Raw genomic sequence first — 19,594 nt, forward strand, 5'->3', positions numbered from 1 at the left:
AGGCGGCCCCCGGCGGTCCGCTCAGCGAGGGCCCGGGGGGTCGGCCCGTTCGCCGACGGTCGTGACACCGAACCTGCAGGTCGACGCAGCAGCTTCCCTGTCATCACGCAACGTCCGTGGCGCGCGTGTCCCTCGCGCTGCGTCCGCCCCGTGGCACGCCGCGCTCCCGCGCTCCTCGGCTCGTCCTGCCGGTCCGTGTCCCCGGGGTCCGGGTCCATCGGCGAGGCTCCCACCGTCGGCGACCCGGGGGGCGACGAGACCTCGTCCTCGGCGGCGACCCCACGACCCGGGAGCCGGCGGCCGCACCCCTCCGGTCGTCGACCGGCACGCGCACCAGGACGATCAGCGTGCGGCGGACGCCCAGCGGACCTCGGCGTCGCGGCCGGTGTAGGTGCCGTAGCGCCGGGCCTCGGCCTCCAGGGCGCGTCTCTCGGCCGCCGAGAGCCGCCCGTAGGGCGCCACCTCGAAGGTGACCCGGCCCGGACGCGTGGTGCGGGCTGCGGTGCCGGCGATCTGGGCGTCGACGACGGCGAGACCCATCGACGGCTCGCGCCCGGCCGGGTGCCGGCCGGCGGTGTCGACGACGCGGCGCGAGTCCTGGTAGCCGCGGTACCACTCGTCGAGGAGGTGCAGCAGGTGCGCCTGCGGCTCCGACGACGGGGGCGGCGGCTCCTGGTCCGGCAGGTGCCAGAAGGAGCGCCCGTCGTGCTCGAACGAGGCGAGGTCCGCGCCCGCGGACGCCAGACCGCGACGCACGTCCCCCAGCGTCAGCGTCGCCCAGTACGCGAGGTCGCGCTCGGTGACGGGACCGTGCCCGGCGACGTACCGCCGGACGAGGGCGTCGAGGGCCTCGTCCCGGTCGGCGTACGGCGAGGCCGGCAGGTCATCGCCGAGCACCCGGTAGGTGTGCGTCCCGACGCCGTCGTCCGGGACGGGCCGCCCGCCGGCGACGAGCAGCCCGAGCTCGAGGTGCACGAGCAGCACCATGAGCTGCGTGCCGGACACCTCGTGCCCCGCCGCCGCGACCGCCCGCGCCAGCCCCTCGCGGGTGAGGTCCGGCGCGTCCGTCAGAGCACGGACGACGACGTCCGTGAGGGTCGTGACCGCTGCCGCGTCCAGTCCGAGGTCGCGGTCCAGCTGGCGCGCCGCCTGCCGGCGCACCCGCGGCCCGGTGAGCTCGAGCAGCCAGCGCAGGTCCTCGCGGTGGACGAGGTGCCACGTGGGCCGCAGCACGTGGGTCCGCACCAGCTCTCCGGAGGCGAGGAGCCCCCGCAGCCCCGCCGGCGTGAGCCCGCGGGTCCGGGAGGCCAGCGCCCAGCCGGTCTGCTCGGGGTTCTCGGCCTGGACGGCCAGCAGCGACCGCACCGCGGACGCGGCGTCGGGCGCCGACGCGCCGTCGAGGAGCAGGGTGCGGAAGCGCCACCGGGCGACGGCGCGGTCGTCGATCCCGGCGCTCACGACCGCCCCGCCCTCAGCCCACGAAGACGCGGGCGTTGCGGAACATCCGCAGCCACGGGCTCTCGTCGGCGACGGCCCCCGAGGTCCACGACAGCTGGACGTTCCGGGACACCCGCTCGGGGTGGGGCATCATCGCCGTGAACCGGCCGTCGGTGGTCGTCACGGCGGTGAGGCCGCCCGGCGAGCCGTTGGGGTTGTGCGGGTGGCTGCACGCCGGGGCGCCGTGGTGGTCGACGAACCGCGCCACGGCCTGCACCGCCGAGGCGTCCCCACGGCGGGCGAAGTTGGCGAAACCCTCGCCGTGCGCGACGGCGATCGGGATGCGGCTGCCGGCCATCCCCGCGGTGAGCACCGACGGCGAGTCCAGCACCTCGACGAGGGTGAGCCGCGCCTCGTACTGCTCGGACCGGTTACGGGTGAAGCGCGGCCACGCCTCGGCACCGGGCACGAGGTCCGCCAGCGCGGCGAACATCTGGCAGCCGTTGCAGATGCCGAACCCGAACGTGTCGTCGCGGTGGAAGAAGTCGTGGAAGGACTCGATGAGGCGCGGGTTGAAGAGCACCGCGCGGGCCCAGCCCTCGCCGGCGCCGAGGGTGTCGCCGTACGAGAACCCGCCGGCGGCGACGAGGCCCTGGACGTCGGCGAGGTCGGCCCGGCCGGTCTGGAGGTCGGTCATGTGCACGTCGTAGGCGTCGAACCCGGCCCGGTCGAGCATGAACGCGGTCTCGACGTGACTGTTGACGCCCTGCTCCCGCAGCACCGCCACCTTGGGCCGCACCCCCGTGCCGACGTACGGCGCCGCGACGTCCTCGGTGGGGTCGAAGGTCGGGGCGAGGTGCAGCCCGGGGTCGTCGTCGGCGCCGACCGCGGCGTGCTCCTCGTCGGCGGTGCCGGGGTTGTCGCGCAGCACCGAGATCCGCCAGGAGACCTCGTCCCAGGCCTGCGCGAGGTCGCGCAGGGGCTCGTCGAGCACGGTCCCGTCGTCGCCGACGGCCACCCGCACCCGCCGCTCGGAGACGGTGTGCCCGAGGACGGAGACGAGGTCGTCCAGGCCGTGCTCGCCGAGCACCCAGCGCACGTCGTCCAGGTGGGCCTCGGGGACCCCGAGGACGACACCGAGCTCCTCGGCGAAGAGCGCCGCCACCGAGGGCACCTGCACGCTGACGCCGAGGCCGCCGGCGAAGGACATCTCCGCCAGGGTCGCCCACAGCCCGCCGTCGGACCGGTCGTGGTAGGCGAGGTCGAGGCCGCGCTCGCGCAGGTCGCGCAGGGCGGCGGCGAGGGAGACGAGCCGCGAGGGGTCGTCGAGGTCCGGGACCTCGCGCCCGAAGGCGCCGGACACCTGCGCGAGCATCGACCCACCGAGCCGGTCACGGCCGGCCCCGAGGTCGACGAGCAGCAGCGTGGACCCGTCGCGCAGCTGGGGGGTCCACGTGCCGCGCACGTCCGGCAGCGACGCGAAGGCCGTGACGACGAGCGAGACCGGTGAGGTCACCTGCTTGGCGTCGCCGTGCACGTCGGTCCAGCGGGTGCGCATCGACAGGCTGTCCTTGCCGACCGGCACCGACACCCCGAGCGCGGGGCAGAGCTCCATCGCCACGGCCTGCACCGTGGCGTACAGGGCGGCGTCCTCGCCCACCTCGCCGCAGGCCGCCATCCAGTTGCAGGACAGCTTGACCCGGCGCAGGTCGGCGACGGGGGCCGCGAGCAGGTTAATCAGCGCCTCGCCGACCGCCATCCGCCCGGACGCCGGGGCGTCGACCGACGCCAGCGGCATGCGCTCCCCGGAGGCCATGGCCTCGCCGGCGAACCCGACGTGGTCGGCCAGTGTGACGGCGACGTCGGCCACCGGCACCTGCCACGGCCCGACCATCTGGTCACGGTGGGTGAGCCCGCCGACGGTGCGGTCCGCGATGGTCACGAGGAAGCGCTTGGACGCGACGCTGGGATGCCGCAGCACCGCGTAGGCGGACTCGCGCAGGTCGAGGGCGGTCTCGTCGAGGTGGTCGCCCTCCCAGTGCACGGAGGCGACGTCGCGGGTCATCCGCGGGGGCTTGCCGAGCAGGGTCTCCATCGGCATGTCGATGGGCCGGTCGGCGTCGCCGTCGCCGTCCTCCGGGCCGTCCGCGAGGACGAGCATCCCGTCGTCCCGGGCCTCGCCGACGACGGCGTACGGGCAGCGCTCGCGCTCGCACAGGGCGGCGAACCGGGCGAGCGCGTCGGGGGCGACGGCGACGACGTACCGCTCCTGGGACTCGTTGCACCACACCTCCTTCGGCGCCAGGCCGGACTCCTCCAGCGGCACCGCCGACAGGTCGAAGCGGGCGCCGAGCCCGGCGCCGTCGACGAGCTCCGGGAAGGCGTTGGAGAGGCCGCCGGCGCCGACGTCGTGGATGGCGAGGATCGGGTTGTCGTCCGGGCCGAGGCTCCAGCAGTGGTTGACGACCTCCTGGGCGCGGCGCTCGATCTCGGGGTTGCCGCGCTGCACGGAGTCGAAGTCGAGGTCGGCGGAGTTGGCGCCCGCGGCCATCGACGACGCCGCGCCGCCCCCCATGCCGATCCGCATGCCCGGCCCGCCGAGCTGCACGAGCAGCGTCCCCGCGGGGAAGACGACCTTCTCGACGAGGTCGGCGCTGATCGTCCCGAGCCCGCCGGCCGACATCACCGGCTTGTGGTACCCGCGGCGGACGCCGTCGACGGTCTGCTCGAAGACCCGGAAGAACCCACCGATCCCCGGGCGGCCGAACTCGTTGTTGAACGCGGCGGCCCCGACCGGCGCCTCGAGCATGATGTCCAGCGGCGTCGCGAGGTGGGACGGGGCGCCGTACTCCTCGCGCTCCCACGGCTCGTCGGTGCCGGGCAGGTGGAGGTTGGAGACGGCGAACCCGGTGAGGCCGGCCTTGGGCTGCGACCCGCGCCCGGTGGCGCCCTCGTCGCGGATCTCGCCCCCGGCGCCGGTGGCCGCGCCGGGGAACGGGCTGATGGCCGTCGGGTGGTTGTGGGTCTCGACCTTCATGAGGACGTGGACCTCGCCCTCGCGCCCGCGGTAGGCGCTCGGGCCGTCGACCGACTCGGGGAGCCAGCGGGTGCGGGGCCCGCCGACCATCACCGAGGCGTTGTCGGAGTAGGCGACGACGGTGCCCTCGCCGCCGACCTCCTCGGTGTGCCGGATCATCCCGAACAGCGACCGGGGCCGGGCGTCGCCGTCGACGACGAAGTCGGCGTTGAAGATCTTGTGGCGGCAGTGCTCGCTGTTCGCCTGGGCGAACATCATGAGCTCGACGTCCGTCGGGTTCCGCCGCAGCGCGGTGAAGGCGTCGACGAGGTAGTCGACCTCGTCGCCGGAGAGGGCCAGCCCGAACTCGCGGTCCGCGGCCTCGATGGCCTCGCGCCCGCGGGCGAGCACGTCGAGGTGGACCATCGGCTCGGCCGGACGGGTGTCGAAGAGGCCGGCGGCGGCCTCGCGCTCGGGCAGCGCCGACTCGGTCATCCGGTCGTGGAGCACGTCGGCGGCCGCGCCCCACTGCCGCTCGGTCAGCGGCTCGCGGGAGGCGATGAGGTACTCGGTGACCCGCTCGACGCGGCGGACGTCGACGCCGCAGCTGTGCGCGATGTCGGTCGCCTTCGACGCCCACGGCGACAGCGTGCCGAGCCGCGGGGCGACGACCACGAGCGTCTCGTGGTCCGCGGGCGCGGGCTCGGCCGCGGGCTCGCCGTAGGTGAGGAGCCGGGTGACGGTGTCCTGCGCGGCCTCGTCCAGCGGCCCGTCGGAGAGCACCCAGTGCACGTGCCGGGCGGTGACGCCGGTGACCTGCGAGGCGACCACCCGCAGCCGGGCCAGGACGCCGGCGGCGCGGAAGGTCGAGAGCGCGTTGCCCCCGGGGACGACGGTCAGCACGCGGTCGTGCGACGGGGCCATGGGCGTGAGGTCTCCGGTCGAGGTGCGCCGGGCGGCGCGGGGGTGGGGCGGGCGGGCCGAGGGCCGGCGAGGTGCCGGGATCAGGCTACCGGCGCCAGCGCGCCGCGAGGTCGGCGCCGTCCGCGGGCGCCCCCGGCAGCGGCCCGGCCGCCGGCGCCTTGAGGCCGTGCAGCAGCAGCGCGAGGTAGCGCTGCCGCAGCTCCTCGACCCGCGCCGCGTCCGGGACGTCGACGAGCATGACGACCTCGAGCAGGAGGACGACGTCGGCGGCGGTCACGTCCTCGCGCAGCGCCCCGGCCTCGCGGACCCGGGCGTCCAGGGCGACCCACAGCCGGTCGGCGCGCGCGGCGAGGCGGTCGAGGTCGTCGTCGGGCTCGAAGGTGCCGGCCAGGCGCTGCGCCAGCGCCTGGCTGCCGCCCTCCACGACCGCGGCCAGCGTCGCGGTGTAGGCGGTCCAGGGGTCCCGCTCGTCGGCCAGACCGTCCTCCAGTGCGGCGGCGAAACGCTCCAGGCCGTCCCGGGCCAGGGCGCGCAGGAGGGCGTCCTTGCCCGGGTAGCGGCGGTAGAGCGCGCTGATGCCGACGCCGGCCCGCTTCGCCACGGCGGCGACGGGGGCACCGGGGTCCTCGAGCAGGACCGCCCGGGCCGCGTCGAGGATGCGGCGGTCGTTGCGGGCGGCCTCGCGGCGGCGCCCGTCGAGCGGGACCTCGGGCGCGGGCTTCGTCGGGTCGTCCGGCACGCATCCGACCCTAGCAGTGGAACAACTCGTTCCGTTCCGCTATAATCGGAACGGAACATTCCGCTACACGAGAGGGTCTGTCATGGACATGCGACTCGAGGTCATCGGCATCGGCGTCTCGGACGTCGACGCCGCACTCGCCTTCTACACCGAGCAGGTCGGCTTCCGCCTCGACCACGACGTCGCCCCCGCGCCGGGCATGCGGGTCGTGCAGATGACCCCGCCCGGCTCGCCGACGTCGGTCGTCATCGGCGAGGGCATGCCGCTCGGCGAGCCCGGGGCCAGCCAGGGCATGCAGCTCGTCGTCGACGACCTCGACGCCCTGCGCACCGAGCTCGCCGGCCGCGGGGTGGACATCAGCGACGTGCAGCAGCTCGGGCCCGAGGGGCAGCCGGGCAGCCGTTTCGCCTTCTTCCGCGACCCGGACGGCAACGGCTGGTCGGTCCAGGAGCTGCGGCGCGACTGACGCCGCGCGACGACGTCGTCGGCGTGTGTACCATCTGGTACATGACCGAGGTGACGCGCCCGACCGACCTGCCCTCCGACGCCCTGTGGCCGGTGCTCGCCGACGTCCGCCACTGGGCGGACTGGCTCACGACCGTCGACGCTGTCCGCGCGGTCGACCCGGACCGTCCGGACGGCGTCGGCGCGTCCTACGCGGTGGACCAGCCGCGGCTCCGGCGCGCGACGTGGACCGTCACCGCGTGGGAGCCCGGCCGGGGCTTCACCTGGGAGTCGCGCAGCCCGGGGGTGACGAGCACCGGCAGCCACGAACTGCTGGCCGGACCGGAGGGGACGACGATCCGGCTCGCCCTGGTCTGGACCGGTCCGCTGGCCGGGCTGGTCCGTCGGGCGCTCGGTGCACGGGCGCGGGACTACGTGACGCGCGAGGCCGAGGCGCTGGAGGCCACGGCGCGGGCCCGCAGCACCGACGCGTGACCCCGCGCGAGGAGCTGCTCGGACGCGCCGTCGCCTGGTTCGCCGAGCACGGCGTCGGCGACACGAGCCTGCGCACCCTCGCCGCCGGGATCGGGACGAGCCACCGGATGCTCAACTACCATTTCGGCTCGCGCGCCGGGCTGCTCGGCGCCGTCGTCGAGGCCGTCGAGCGGGCCGAGCAGGACGCACTGCTCGAGCTCGTCGCCGCTCGGGCCGACCCCTTCGAGGCCGGCGCGCTGTTCTGGTCCCGGGTCGCCGACCGGGCCGCGGTCTTCGCGCCGCTGTTCTTCGAGCTGTCCACGCACGCGATGCGCGGCGAGCCGCACGCCGAGCCCCTGCGGCACTGGCTCGGCGAGGGCTGGCTCCCGGCCTTCACCGAGGCCTACTCGTCGATGGGCCTGGCGCCGGAGCGCGCCCGCGTCGTGGCCCTGCAGTCGTTGGCCCTGGCGCGGGGGCTGCTGTTCGGGGTGGCCGTCACCGGCGACCGCGCCGCCGCCGACCGGGCGATGGCCGCATGGACCGCGACGGTCCGGCGCGAGGTGCAGGAGGGGTCGTGAAGGTCGTCGTCGGCGGGGCCGGCCGGGGAGCGCCCCGCGAGCGCGAGGGGCGTCGACCCGGGGTCCCGCTCAGAACCGGCGGCCGGTGAGGCGCTCGTAGGCCTCGACGTACTTGGCCCGGGTGCGCTCGAGGACCTCGTCGGGCAGGGGCGGCGGGGCCTCGCCGGAGGTGCGGTCCCACCCGCTGGCCGGCGAGGTCAGCCACTCGCGGACGAACTCCTTGTCGAAGCTCGGCTGCGGGTGGCCGGGCTCCCACTGGTCGGCCGGCCAGAAGCGCGAGGAGTCCGGGGTCAGGACCTCGTCGGCGAGGACGAGCTCCCCGTCCTCGAGGCCGAACTCGACTTTGGTGTCGGCGACGAGGATGCCGCGGCCGGTCGCGATCTCGTTGCCGCGCCGCAGGATCGCGGTCGTGAGGTCGCGGGCCCGGGCGGCGAGCGCCGGCCCTACCGCCGTCTCGACGTCGGCGTAGGACATCGGCTCGTCGTGCGCGCCCTGCTCGGCCTTGGTCGACGGCGTGAAGAGCGGCTCGGGCAGGCGGGAGCCGTCGGTGAGGCCGTCGGGCAGCCGCAGCCCGCTGACGTGGCCGTCGGCCCGGTACTCGCGGAGCCCGCCGCCGGTGAGGTAGGCGCGGGCGACGCACTCGACGGGCAGCATCTCGAGGCGGCGCACGAGCACCGCCCGGCCGGCGACCGCGTCCGGGACGTCGGTGGAGACGACGTGGTGGGGCACGAGGTCCGCGAGCTGCTCGAACCACCAGAGCGACAGCTGCGTGAGGACCGCGCCCTTGTCCGGGACCGGGGTCTGCAGGACGAAGTCGAACGCGCTGATCCGGTCGGACGCGACGAGCAGCAGCACGTCGGGGCGCAGGTCGCCGCTGGCCGGGTCGACCGGGGCGTAGAGGTCGCGCACCTTGCCGGAGTACACGTGCGCGTACCCCGGCAGCTCGGGCGCCCCGGCGGCCGCGGCGCCCTCGGCGGCGCCGACGGTCTCGGCGGCGTCGGCGGCGGTGTCGTCCCGGGCGGGCTCGTGCGCGTCGGCCATGACGCGATCCTCCCACCCCCACGTCCCGACTTTCCCGCCCCATCCGGCAACCGGGGGGTTCGCGGGGGTTTCCCGACCTTGCGAACCCCTGGTTTCCCGCCCCATCCGGCAACCGGGGGGTTCGCGGGTGTCTCCCGACCTTGCGAACCCCGACTTTCCCGCCCCATCCGGCAACCGGGGGGTTCGCGGGGGTTTCCCGACCTTGCGAACCCCTGGTTTCGCGGATGGGGCGGGAAAGTCGGGACCAGCGCGGTTGATATAGATAGGCTATCTATCTATAGTTGAGGGTGATGAGCACCGACGACCTCGCCGACGACCTGCTGCGGTCGGCCGCCCGCCTCTCCCGCTGGGCGAGCCGCCACGCTGACCTCGGCCTGCCGTGGGCGCAGACCCGGGTCCTCGCCCTCGTCGACGAGCTCGGCCCGACCCGCGTCACCGTCCTCGCCGCCGCCGACGACACGAGCCAGCCGACGATGACCGCCCAGGTGCAGCGCCTCGAAGCCGACGGCTACGTGACCCGCACCGCCGACCCCGCCGACGGACGGGCCATCCTCGTCGCCCTCTCCCCCGCCGGCACCCGCGCCCTCGTTGACGCCCGGCGCGCCCGCGCCCGGGCCCTGGAGCCGGTGCTCGCCGGATCCGGCGTCGACCCGGCACGGCTGCGCGCCGCCGTGGACCTGCTCTCCGGGCTCGTCGACGCCACCCGCGCCGCGGACCCCGACCCGGCCGGCGTCGGCCCGCGCACCCCCTGACCCAGCCCCCACCACCCCACCTCGAGAGGAAGCACCAGCCCATGTGGCGTCAGCCCAAGACCGTCTGGAGCGTCGCGTTCGCCTGCGTCGTCGCCTTCATGGGGATCGGCCTCGTCGACCCCATCCTCAAGCCCATCGCCGACCAGCTCGACGCCACGCCCTCGCAGGTGTCGCTGCTCTTCACGAGCTACATGGCCGTCATGGGCGTCGCCATGCTCGTCACCGGCTGGGTCTCGAGCCGGATCGGCGCCAAATGCACCCTGCTCGTCGGGCTGGCCATCATCATCGTCGGGGCCGGGCTCGCCGGGCTGCAGGACAGCGTCGGCGCCATCGTCGGCTTCCGGGCCGTGTGGGGTCTCGGCAACGCCCTCTTCATCGCGACCGCGCTGGCGACGATCGTCAACGCCGCCCGGGGCTCCGTGGCGCAGGCGATCATCCTCTACGAGGCGGCGCTGGGCCTCGGCATCGCCGCGGGGCCGCTCGTCGGCGGGGTGCTCGGCAGCATCTCGTGGCGCGGGCCGTTCTTCGGCGTCAGCGCGCTCATGCTCCTCGCCCTCGTCGCGACCTGGGTGACGCTCCCCGCCGCGAACGAGAAGCCGCACCCGACGCCGATCAGTGCGCCGCTCAAGGCACTGCGGCACCGCGGGCTGCTCACCGTCGGCGTCACCGCGCTGCTGTACAACTTCGGCTTCTTCACCCTCCTCGCCTTCACCCCGTTCCCGCTCGACATGTCCGCGCACGGCACCGGGCTCGTCTTCTTCGGCTGGGGCCTGTTCCTCGCCGTCGCGTCGGTGTGGATCGCGCCGTTCGTGCAGCGGCACGTGGGGACCTTCGCCGGCATGGTGGGGGCCCTGCTCGGCTTCGCCGTCGTCCTCGCCGTCATGGCCGTCTGGACCGAGCACAAGCCGGTGCTCGTCGCGGGCGTCGTCGTCGCCGGCGGGCTGCTGGGCATCAACAACACCCTCATCACCGAGACCGTCATGAAGGTCTCGCCCGTCGAGCGCGGGGTCGCCTCGGCCGCCTACAGCTTCGTGCGCTTCTCCGGCGGGGCGGTCGCCCCCTGGCTCGCGGGCCGGCTCGGCGAGGAGTCCATCCACGTGCCGTTCTGGGTCGGCGCCTCCGCGGTCGTCGTCTCCGTCGCCGTCCTCGCCACCGGGCGCTCGTTCCTGCGCACCGCCTTCGCCGCCGAGGACGAGGAGGCCGGCGAGGCCGAGCCGCTCGCCACCCGCGAGGAGGCCGAGGGCGTCACCGTCGCCTCGGCCTGACGCCCCGGGCCCGGTCCGGACCCACCCGCGCGGTCAGCCGTCGCGGGTGACCGGGGGCCAGCGCCGCGGGCCCGGCCCCTCGGCGGCCAGCTCGTCGTCGTGGTTGTAGACCGGGCACGAGGTGAGCGACAGGCAGCCGCACCCGATGCAGGACGACAGCCCGTCGCGCACCCGGGTCAGCGCCTCGATGCGCGCCGTGAGGTCATCGTGCCAGCGCCGGGACATCCGCTCCCAGTCGCGGGTGGTCGGCGGGCGGTCGGGCGGCAGGGCCGCGAGTGCGTCGGCGATCTCGGCGAGGCTCAGCCCGAACCGCTGGCCGGCCCGGACCACCGCGATCCGGCGGAGCACGTGCCGCTCGAAGCGCCGCTGGTTGCCGCCGGTCCGCACCGACGACACCAGGCCCTTCTCCTCGTAGAAGCGGACGGTGGGGACGCTCACCCCGGAGCGGGCGGCGACCTCGCCGATGGGGAGCAGGTCGTGACGGTCCACGCCCGCAGGCTAGCCCCGGCTTGACCTCAGGTGCGCTTGAGGGACGAGAGTCGGGCGGTGACCGCCACGAGTTCCCCGACCGCCCCCCGCGAACGGCTGCTGGACCGGCGGTACCTGCCCGTGGTCGTCGGCGTCGTCGCGCTCGTGACGCTGGCCGCCTTCGAGAACCGCGCGGTCATGACGATCCTCCCCGTCGTCGTCCGCGACCTCGACGGCTGGGCGCTGTTCGGGGCCTCGACCGGCGCCTCGCTCGTCACCTTCACCGTCGCGACCGCCTGGTCGGGGTCCTGGACCGACCGCCTCGGCCCGCGGCCGGTGCTGCTCGCCGGCCTCGGCCTGTTCGTCGCGGCCCAGGTCGTCTCCGCCCTCGCGCCGACCATGCCGCTCTTCGTCGCGGGTCGGGCCCTGTCCGGCGCGGCCGAGGCCCTCGTCGACACCACCCTGCTCGTCCTCGTCGCCCAGGCCCTGCCGGAGTCGCTGCGGGCCAAGGTCTTCGCGTCCTTCGCCGCCGCCTGGATCCTGCCCTCGCTGCTCGGCCCCGGACTCGCGGGCGCCATCGAGGGGCTCGCCGGCTGGCGGTTCGTCTTCCTCGGCCCGCTGCTCGTCGTGCCCCCGGCCCTGGTCCTGCTGCGGGTCGCCCTGCGCCGGGGCGGCGGCCCGGCCGCGACGAGCGCCGACGACCCCGGCGCCCGGGGCCGGCTCGGCGCCGCCGTCCTCCTCGCGGCCGGGCTCGCCGTCACGACGTTCTCCGCCCCGCTCCTCGACTCCACCGCCACGCGGGTCGCCGGGCTCGCCGTCGTCGGTGCCGGCGCCGTCGTCGTCGTCCTCGCCGCCACCCGCGCCCTGCCCGCCGGGACGGCACGGCTCGCCCCGGGCGTCCCGGCGGTCGTGGGCCTGCGCCTGCTCACCTCGGCCGCCTTCACCGGCGTGGGGTCCGTCCTGCCGCTCATGCTCGTGACGACCCACGACGTGTCGACGACCGTCGCCGGTGTCTCGCTCTCGGTCACGGGGGTCATGTGGGCGTTCGGGTCCTGGCTCAACAGCACCGGCCGCGTGCAGGACGGCGTCACCGCGGCCGTCCGCACCCGGGCCGGCGGCCTGCTCATCGCGGTCGGGGCCGCGGGGCCGGTCCTCCTCGCGCTCGACCTGCTCCCGGTCGCCGCCGGGATGGTCGGCTGGGCCCTGGCCGCCACGGGCATGGGCATCCTCTCCCCCACCCTGTCGACCGAGCTGCTCGAGCACGCGCCGCGGGCCGAGCGCGGGCGGGCGAGCGCCGCCCAGGGCCTGGCCATCTCGACCGGGGTGGCGCTGCAGACCGGGCTCGTCGGCGCCGTCGTCGCGTGGTTCGGGCCGGCGATGGACGGACCGCGCTTCGCCGCCCTCATGACCAGCGGGGCGCTCGTCGCCCTCGTCGTCGCGGCCGGCGCGTCCCGGATGGCGCCCGCCCGGGCCCGGCAGCGGGGCGACGCCGCGCCGCGGCCTGCGTAGCGTGGGGTCATGGACCTGCGCATCTTCACCGAGCCCCAACAGGGCGCCACCTACGACGACCTCCTCGCCGTGGCCAGGGCCGCAGAGGACCTCGGCTACGACGCGTTCTTCCGGTCCGACCACTACCTGCGGATGGGCGACGGCGACCCCGGTCCCGGCCCCACCGACGCGTGGACCACCCTCGCCGGCCTGGCCCGCGAGACCCACCGGATCCGGCTGGGCACGCTCGTCACGTCGGCGACCTTCCGGCTGCCGGGGCCGCTCGCCGTCACCGTCGCCCAGGTCGACGCCATGAGCGGCGGGCGCGTCGAGCTGGGGCTCGGTGCCGGCTGGTTCGAGGCCGAGCACGCCGCCTACGGCATCCCCTTCCCGCCGCTGAAGGAGCGCTTCGACCGGCTCGAGGAGCAGCTGGCCGTCGTCACCGGGCTCTGGCGCGCCCCGGCCGGGTCGCGCTGGGACCACGACGGCTCGCACTACCCGGTGAGCGACTCGCCGGGCCTGCCCAAGCCGGTCCAGGAGGGCGGCGTGCCCGTCATCGTCGGCGGGGGCGGCAAGCGCCGCACGCCGAGCCTCGCGGCCCGCTACGCCGCCGAGTTCAACGTCCCCTTCTCCTCGGTCGAGGACACCGCCCGGCTCTTCGCGCGGGTCGACACCGTCTGCGACGAGCACGGCCGCGACCCGATGAGCCTCGTCCACTCCGCGGCCCAGGTCGTCTGCATCGGCCGGGACGACGCCGCCGTCCGCCGCCGCGCCGAGGCCATCGGCCGCGACCCGGACGAGCTGCGCCGCAACGGCGTCGCCGGAACCCCGGAGGAGGCCCGCGACCGGCTCGGCCGGCTGGCGGAGGCCGGCGCGGCCCGGGTCTACCTGCAGATGCTCGACCTCGCCGACCTGGACCACCTGGCCGACGCCCACGCCGCCCTCACCGCCTGAGCGGTCGGGACCGACGGTCAGGACGGGACGGCGACCTCGCCCCGCTCGGCCGCCGCGGCGATGTCGCGGCGGTGGTGCGAGCCGGGGAGCCCGACGGCGTCGACCGCCGCGTAGACCGCGGAGCGGGCGTCGGCGAGCGTCGCCCCCGACGCGACGACCGACAGCACCCGGCCGCCGGACGCGACGAGCAGTCCGTCGTCGTCGTACGCGGTCCCGGCGTGCAGGACGTAGGCGCCCGGCGCCCCCGGCACGTCCTCGACGCCCGTCACCGGTCCCCCGGTCACCGGCGCCCCGGGGTAGTTCTCGGCGGCCACGACGACCGTGACGGCCGTGTCCGCCGACCAGCGCAGCGGCTCGACCTCGGCCAGCCGTCCGGTGGCGGCGGCGAGCAGCAGCCGGCCGAGCGGCGTGCGCAGCCGGTCCAGGACGACCTGGGTCTCGGGGTCGCCGAAGCGGACGTTGAACTCGACGACCTTCGGCCCGCGGGCGGTGAGGGCGAGCCCGACGTAGAGGACCCCGGCGAACGGGGTGCCGCGCCGGGCCATCTCGTCGACCACCGGCTGCGCGACCCGCGCCACGACGTCGTCGACGAGGCCCTCGGGCGCCCAGGCCAGCGGGCTGTACGCGCCCATCCCCCCGGTGTTCGGGCCGCTGTCGCCCTCCCCCACCCGCTTGAAGTCCTGCGCCGGCGCCAGCGGCAGCACGGTCTCGCCGTCGCAGACGCAGAACAGCGAGACCTCGGGGCCGTCGAGGAACTCCTCGACGACGACCCGCCCGTCCTCCTTGGCCAGGCACGCGGCGGCGTGCTCCAGCGCCTCGTCCCGGTCCTCGGTGACGACGACCCCCTTGCCGGCCGCGAGCCCGTCGTCCTTGACGACGTACGGCGCGCCGAGGGCGTCGACGGCGTCCCGGACCTGCGGCAGGGTCGTGCACACGTGGGCGAGCGCCGTCGGCACCTGGGCGACGCCCATGACCTCCTTGGCGTAGGCCTTGCTGCCCTCGAGGCGGGCCGCGTCGGCGGACGGTCCGAAGCACGGGACGCCGGCGTCCCGGACGGCGTCGGCCACCCCGGCGACGAGCGGCGCCTCGGGCCCGACGACGACGAGGTCGACGTCGTGGCGGCGCACGAGGTCCAGCACGCCGGCGGCGTCCGCGGGACCGCCCGGGAGCGGCTCGCAGTGCGCGACGGTGGCGATGCCGGGGTTGCCGGGCGCGGCGAGGACGGCGTCGACCGACGGGTCCAAGGCGAGCGACCGGACGAGGGCGTGCTCGCGGGCACCGGACCCGAGGACGAGGACCTTCACGCCGGCCAGCCTAGGGGAGCGGCCCCGCCGCGCTGCGCCGCGCGCATGTTGCGCCATCCGAGACGAAGCGCCTCCAGCGGTCACGATTCCGTCACATCACCGGCGGGGACGCGGACACGAAGGGGCGCGAGGGCCGATGGTGGGTGCGGCAGTCCTCCGCGCCCCGGTCCGGTGGACGCACCCGACGTGTGCTCTCGCCCACCGTGGACGACGCTCAGCGGGAGGCGCGGCGCTGCCTGGCACGACATCGTTCGACGTTCCGACGACACGAAGGTGACGCATCCATGACAACACGCAAGCCCATCTCTCTCGCGGCGGCGGCGCTCGTCGCCGGACTGGCCCTCACCGCCTGTGGCAGTGACAGCAGCGGTGGCGGCGGTGGAGGAGGCGGTGGCGGCGACGCCAAGGCCCTCGACGGCGTGAGCATCACCGTCGGCTCCAAGGACTTCACCGAGAACATCCTCCTCGGCAAGTTCCTCGTCAAGGCGATGGAGGCCCAGGGCGCCAACGTCACCGACAAGACCAACCTCGGTGGCTCGGCCGTGAACCGCGAGGCGCTGCTGGCCGGTCAGGTCAACGTCTCGCCCGAGTACAACGGCACCGGCTGGACCGTGTACCTCAAGCACGACGACCCGGGCAACGACCCCAAGGCGCTGTACGAGAAGGTCGCCAAGGAGGACCTGGAGAAGAACAAGCTCAAGTGGGTCGGCACCTCCCCCTTCAACGACACCTACGGCTTCGCCGCCAACGGTGACCTCGCGAAGAAGGAGGGCGGCTTCGACTTCCAGAAGATGGCCGACTACCTCAAGGCGAACCCGAGCTCCACGGTGTGCATGGAGACCGAGTTCCCCGACCGCCCCGACGGCCTCGTGCTGTTCGAGAAGGCGACGAAGTACAAGGTCCCGCAGAGCCAGATCAAGATCCTCGACACCGGCCTCATCTACACCGAGACCGCCAAGGGCTCCTGCGACTTCGGCGAGGTCTTCACGACCGACGGACGCATCACGGCGCTCAACCTCGAGCTCGTCAACGACCCCGGCGTGATGATCCTGTACAACGTCTCCTACGTCTTCCAGGACGAGGTGTACCAGAAGAACGCGCAGGCCTACGACGACATGGTCAACAAGATCCTCGCGCCGCTGGACAACGCCAAGATGGCCGAGCTCAACGCGAAGGTCGACGTCGAGGGCGACTCCGCGGACAAGGTCGCGGAGGACTACATCGACGAGATCGGCCTCAACGGCTGATCCTCCTCGGCGTCCCGCACGGACACCGGCGAGCGGCGGCGGACCCCCCTGGGGGCCGCCGCCGTTCGCGTGCCCGGGGCCGGGTGGGTCCCGCCCCGGGTCCGTCCCGCGCCGGTCGAGCCGCGCGACGGCGACGCCGGGCCGGCGGTCGTCAGCGCAGCGGGACGCGGCCGATCTCGGCGATGCGGGACGCGAGCCGGCTGGGGAACATCGTGCGCTGCGTGCCGCCCTCGGCCAGCCCGACCGTCACGGTGTCGTGGAACGGCCCGGGCTTCTCGACGTGCGCGACCTCGGCCCAGCCGAGCCGTCGGCCGCGGCGGGGTTCGTCCAGCCCGAAGGCATCGGCGACGTACTCGCGCCGCAGCTGCCACCAGGCGACCACCTGCAGCCCGCCCAGCAGCACCGGGAAGGCGAGGAGGCGCGGGTCCGGCGACCCGTCCCCGATCAGCCCCCCGACCACCTGCACGAGCGCCAGGAGCACGACGGCGGCGACCAGCCACCGGTAGAGCCGGGGCAGCCGCACCCGGACGACGAGGCGCTCGCCGTCGTCGGCGACGTCGTAGCGGTCGTCGCCGCGCCCCTCGTCGGGGTCAGACACCCTTCGGACGGAGGTAGGTCTCCGCCAGGGCCCCGATCCAGTCGAAGGTCAGCGCGACGATGGCCACGAGAGCGGCCCCGATGATGAGCACGGGGTCCTGCTGCAGCTTCAGGCCGCTGTTGATGGTCACGCCGAGCCCGCCGCCGCCGATGAGGAAGGCCAGCGTCGCCATGCCGATGTTGAGGATCATCGCGACGCGCACGCCGGCGAGGATGACCGGCACCGCGAGCGGCAGCTCGATCTTCGTCAGGGCCTGCATACGGGTGAGCCCCATGCCCCGGCCGGCTTCGATGATGTTCCGGTCGACCCCGTCGAGGCCGACCATCGTGTTGCGCAGCACCGGCAGCAGCGCGTACAGCGTGAGCGCCCAGATGACCGTCCACTTGCCCTGGCCCAGCAGCGACAGGAAGAGGATGAGCAGGCCGTAGGCGGGCAGGGCCTGGCCGGAGTTCGCCACTGCGACGATCGCCGGGCCGTAGCGGCGCAGCGGCGGCCGGGTGAGCATGATCCCCAGCGGGATGGCGACGACGACGACGAGCAGCGTCGACCAGAACGCGATCTGCAGGTGCTGGAGGGTCTGCGGCCACAGCTTGGTGCCCCACTCCAGCGAGGACCGCAGCTGGATGACCGCGTCGTTCAGGCCCAGGCTCTGGTAGTAGAGGTAGACGACGAGCGCGAGAAGCGCGATGCCGACGGGCGCGAGCTTGAGGCCGAGGTGGTTGGCCCGGGCCCGTCGCAGCCACGACGCCTCGTGGGAGGGGCCGCCGGTGGCGGGCCGGTGGCCCTCCTGCAGCTCCGGGTTGTCCGCGTCCTGGCCCTCGTACCCGATGCGCCCCTGGGCGCCGGTCGCCGCCGTCATGTCGTCTCCAGCTGCTCGTAGTGCTCCCGGGCCTCGAGCCTCGCCCGGCGGATCGCCTTGTTGAGGTGGGTGAGCCGCACGACCCCGTAGAACGAGCCGTCCTCGCGCACGACCGGGGAGACGGCGGCCTCGCTGATGAGCATCTGCTCGAGGGCCTCGAAGAGCGTCGCCCCGATGGAGACCTTGGCGAGGACCTCGGTACCGGACTCGGCGGTGACGTCGTTGCCGCTGTCGAGCTCGGAGACCGGGACCCAGCGGATGGGGTGCTCGTCGCCGTCGAGCAGGAGCACCCAGTCGGTCTGCGCCTCCTGCGCCCGGGCCCGCGCCTCGGCGGGACGGTCGGTGAGGTGCATCGTCGGGTACGGGTCCAGCTGGACGTCCTCGCGGACGGTCTCGAAGTGCAGGCCCTTGAGGGTCGAGCCCTCGCCGATGAAGTCGCGGACGAACTCGTCGACGGGGAAGGCGAGGATCCGCTCGGGGGTGTCGACCTGGCGGATGACGCTCTGCTCGCCGAGGATCGCGATGCGGTCACCCATCTTGATCGCCTCGTCGATGTCGTGGGTGACGAAGACGATCGTCTTGCGGATCTCGGCCTGGACCCGGAGGAACTCGTTCTGCAGCCGGTCCCGGGTGATGGGGTCGATGGCGCCGAACGGCTCGTCCATGAGCATGATCTCGGGGTCCGCCCCGAGGGCGCGGGCGACGCCGACGCGCTGCGCCTGGCCGCCGGAGAGCTCCTTGGGGTACCGGTCGCGGTAGACCTCGGGGTCGAGCCCCACGACGGACAGCAGCTGGTCGCTGCGCTCCGCGATCTTCTTCTTGTCCCACTTGAGCATCTTCGGCACCGTGGCGATGTTCTGCGCGATGGTCTGGTGCGGGAAGAGGCCGATCTGCTGGATGACGTAGCCGATGCGGCGCCGGAGCTTGTCCGGGTTGGCCTTGGTCACGTCCTCCTCGTCGAGGAAGATCCGCCCGCCGGTGGGCTCGATCATCCGGTTGATGAGGCGCAGCGTCGTGCTCTTGCCGCAGCCGGACGGCCCGACGAGGACGAGGATCTCGCCCTCGAGGATGTCGAGGGAGAGGCTGGCCACCGCCGGCTGCTTGGTGCCGGGGTACCTCTTCTCGACGTGCTCGAGGCGGATCTTCGTCGCGCGGTCCTCCGGACGGGTCGAGCCGCGGCTCGTCGACTCGTTCGTGTCGAGGTGGATGTTCGCGGTGTCGCTCATGCGTCTGTCTCTCGTTTCGTCCCGGGTCGGGAGGGCCGTGCGGCGAGTCGGGTCGTGGCGGGTGACGAGCCGCTCACATCCGTTGTCCCTTGGTGGTCGTGACGCGCTGGAAGGTGGCCCACACCAGGTCCAGGACGAGACCGAGGACGACGGTGAAGACGACCCCCGTCCACACCGACTCCAGGCTGTTGGGCAGGCCGAGGCGGGTGAGGCCGCTCTGGATGTACGTGCCGAGCCCGTCGCCGCCGACGAGGACGGCGATGGCGGCGATGCCGACCGTGATGAGGCTGGAGATGCGGATCCCGGCCATGATGATCGGCCACGCCAGCGGGATGCGGATCTGGAAGAGCTGGGACATGGTGCTCATCCCCATGCCCTTGGCCGACTCGACGACCGCGGGCGGCACCGAGTCCAGGCCGGTGACGGTGTTGCGCAGGATCGGGAGCAGCGCGTAGAGGAAGAGCGCGAGCATCGCCGGGGTGTTGCCGATGCCGACGATGGGGATGAAGATCGCGAAGAGCGCGAGGGAGGGGATGGTGAGGAAGATCCCGGTGATGCTCAGCGACAGCGCGCGCACCGTGGGGCGGCGCTGGGCGTAGACCCCCAGCAGGACCGAGAAGATCGTCGCGGCGATGACGACGGTGAGGGTGATCTTGGCGTGGTCCCAGGTGTCGGCGAGGATCTCGTCGGGCCGTCCCGAGATGTAGTCGAACCAGCTGATGATTCCGTCCACGTAGCCTTCCTCGAACGCTCGGGGACCGACCACCTCGTGCGCCGTGA

18 protein-coding genes are annotated in these 19,594 nt (G+C 74.3%); 8 read left to right on the top strand and 10 right to left on the bottom strand.

Annotated features, from left to right (window positions below; translation table 11 throughout):
* Positions 1–342: 342 nt before the first annotated feature.
* From EPD83_RS13020 to EPD83_RS13030, 3 genes are all read right to left on the bottom strand, one after another.
* Complete coding sequence (locus EPD83_RS13020) at positions 343–1,458, bottom strand: winged helix DNA-binding domain-containing protein (protein WP_128367032.1); 1,116 nt, start codon at positions 1,456–1,458, stop codon at positions 343–345.
* Between the two features lie 13 nt (positions 1,459–1,471).
* A complete protein-coding gene (purL, locus tag EPD83_RS13025; RefSeq protein ID WP_165566681.1) occupies positions 1,472–5,377 on the bottom strand; it encodes a phosphoribosylformylglycinamidine synthase in 3,906 nt (1,301 codons plus the stop codon).
* 85 nt (positions 5,378–5,462) lie between these two features.
* The gene (locus tag EPD83_RS13030) at positions 5,463–6,116 is read right to left on the bottom strand and encodes a TetR/AcrR family transcriptional regulator (protein WP_128367573.1); all 654 of its coding nucleotides are present in this window, start codon (positions 6,114–6,116) and stop codon (positions 5,463–5,465) included.
* Between the two features lie 82 nt (positions 6,117–6,198).
* Between EPD83_RS13030 and EPD83_RS13035 the strand changes: the two genes are divergently transcribed.
* Genes EPD83_RS13035 through EPD83_RS13045 form a run of 3 tightly spaced genes read left to right on the top strand, consistent with a single transcriptional unit; the run spans position 6,199 to position 7,612 of the window.
* Complete coding sequence (locus tag EPD83_RS13035) at positions 6,199–6,582, top strand: VOC family protein (protein ID WP_128367574.1); 384 nt, start codon at positions 6,199–6,201, stop codon at positions 6,580–6,582.
* A gap of 41 nt (positions 6,583–6,623) precedes the next feature.
* The gene (locus tag EPD83_RS13040) at positions 6,624–7,055 is read left to right on the top strand and encodes an SRPBCC family protein (protein ID WP_128367575.1); all 432 of its coding nucleotides are present in this window, start codon (positions 6,624–6,626) and stop codon (positions 7,053–7,055) included.
* Positions 7,052–7,612: a TetR/AcrR family transcriptional regulator gene (locus EPD83_RS13045; RefSeq protein ID WP_128367576.1), complete on the top strand. Its 561-nt coding sequence runs from the start codon at positions 7,052–7,054 to the stop codon at positions 7,610–7,612. Before EPD83_RS13040 ends, EPD83_RS13045 begins: the two co-directional genes overlap by 4 nt.
* A gap of 69 nt (positions 7,613–7,681) precedes the next feature.
* On the opposite strand, the gene EPD83_RS13050 is transcribed toward EPD83_RS13045, so the two are convergent.
* Positions 7,682–8,653, bottom strand: coding sequence for a phosphoribosylaminoimidazolesuccinocarboxamide synthase (locus tag EPD83_RS13050; protein ID WP_128367853.1), 972 nt, complete (start codon positions 8,651–8,653; stop codon positions 7,682–7,684).
* Positions 8,654–8,943: 290 nt separating this feature from the next.
* Between EPD83_RS13050 and EPD83_RS13055 the strand changes: the two genes are divergently transcribed.
* Entirely contained in the window at positions 8,944–9,405 is a 462-nt protein-coding gene (locus tag EPD83_RS13055) for a MarR family winged helix-turn-helix transcriptional regulator (protein WP_128367852.1), read from the top strand.
* Between the two features lie 41 nt (positions 9,406–9,446).
* Positions 9,447–10,670, top strand: coding sequence for an MFS transporter (locus EPD83_RS13060; RefSeq protein WP_128367851.1), 1,224 nt, complete (start codon positions 9,447–9,449; stop codon positions 10,668–10,670).
* A gap of 33 nt (positions 10,671–10,703) precedes the next feature.
* On the opposite strand, the gene soxR is transcribed toward EPD83_RS13060, so the two are convergent.
* The gene (gene soxR, locus EPD83_RS13065; protein ID WP_128367354.1) at positions 10,704–11,159 is read right to left on the bottom strand and encodes a redox-sensitive transcriptional activator SoxR; all 456 of its coding nucleotides are present in this window, start codon (positions 11,157–11,159) and stop codon (positions 10,704–10,706) included.
* Positions 11,160–11,216: 57 nt separating this feature from the next.
* Here soxR and EPD83_RS13070 point away from each other — a divergent pair, with 57 nt between their 5' ends.
* On the top strand, positions 11,217–12,647 hold the full coding sequence (locus tag EPD83_RS13070; protein WP_128367353.1) for an MFS transporter: 1,431 nt from the start codon (positions 11,217–11,219) through the stop codon (positions 12,645–12,647).
* Positions 12,648–12,656: 9 nt separating this feature from the next.
* Positions 12,657–13,580 (top strand): LLM class F420-dependent oxidoreductase, encoded by a 924-nt coding sequence (locus tag EPD83_RS13075; RefSeq protein ID WP_128367352.1) that lies wholly within the window; start codon positions 12,657–12,659, stop codon positions 13,578–13,580.
* A 17-nt stretch (positions 13,581–13,597) separates the two neighbouring features.
* On the opposite strand, the gene purD is transcribed toward EPD83_RS13075, so the two are convergent.
* Positions 13,598–14,884, bottom strand: coding sequence for a phosphoribosylamine--glycine ligase (purD, locus tag EPD83_RS13080; RefSeq protein WP_128367351.1), 1,287 nt, complete (start codon positions 14,882–14,884; stop codon positions 13,598–13,600).
* A 284-nt stretch (positions 14,885–15,168) separates the two neighbouring features.
* Here purD and EPD83_RS13085 point away from each other — a divergent pair, with 284 nt between their 5' ends.
* Positions 15,169–16,131: a glycine betaine ABC transporter substrate-binding protein gene (locus EPD83_RS13085; RefSeq protein WP_128366819.1), complete on the top strand. Its 963-nt coding sequence runs from the start codon at positions 15,169–15,171 to the stop codon at positions 16,129–16,131.
* Between the two features lie 151 nt (positions 16,132–16,282).
* Here the strand turns inward: EPD83_RS13085 and EPD83_RS13090 are convergent, their stop codons facing one another.
* The 4 genes from EPD83_RS13090 to EPD83_RS13105 form a co-directional block, all read right to left on the bottom strand.
* Positions 16,283–16,729 (bottom strand): hypothetical protein, encoded by a 447-nt coding sequence (locus tag EPD83_RS13090; RefSeq protein WP_128366820.1) that lies wholly within the window; start codon positions 16,727–16,729, stop codon positions 16,283–16,285.
* Entirely contained in the window at positions 16,722–17,588 is an 867-nt protein-coding gene (locus tag EPD83_RS13095; protein ID WP_128366821.1) for an ABC transporter permease, read from the bottom strand. Before EPD83_RS13095 ends, EPD83_RS13090 begins: the two co-directional genes overlap by 8 nt.
* Complete coding sequence (locus tag EPD83_RS13100) at positions 17,585–18,814, bottom strand: ABC transporter ATP-binding protein (RefSeq protein WP_165566682.1); 1,230 nt, start codon at positions 18,812–18,814, stop codon at positions 17,585–17,587. Before EPD83_RS13100 ends, EPD83_RS13095 begins: the two co-directional genes overlap by 4 nt.
* Positions 18,815–18,887: 73 nt before the next feature.
* Positions 18,888–19,547: an ABC transporter permease gene (locus EPD83_RS13105; protein ID WP_164896412.1), complete on the bottom strand. Its 660-nt coding sequence runs from the start codon at positions 19,545–19,547 to the stop codon at positions 18,888–18,890.
* Positions 19,548–19,594: the final 47 nt, after the last annotated feature.

Source organism: Phycicoccus flavus (assembly GCF_004025965.2).
Taxonomy (GTDB): Bacteria; Actinomycetota; Actinomycetes; order Actinomycetales; family Dermatophilaceae; genus Phycicoccus; species Phycicoccus flavus.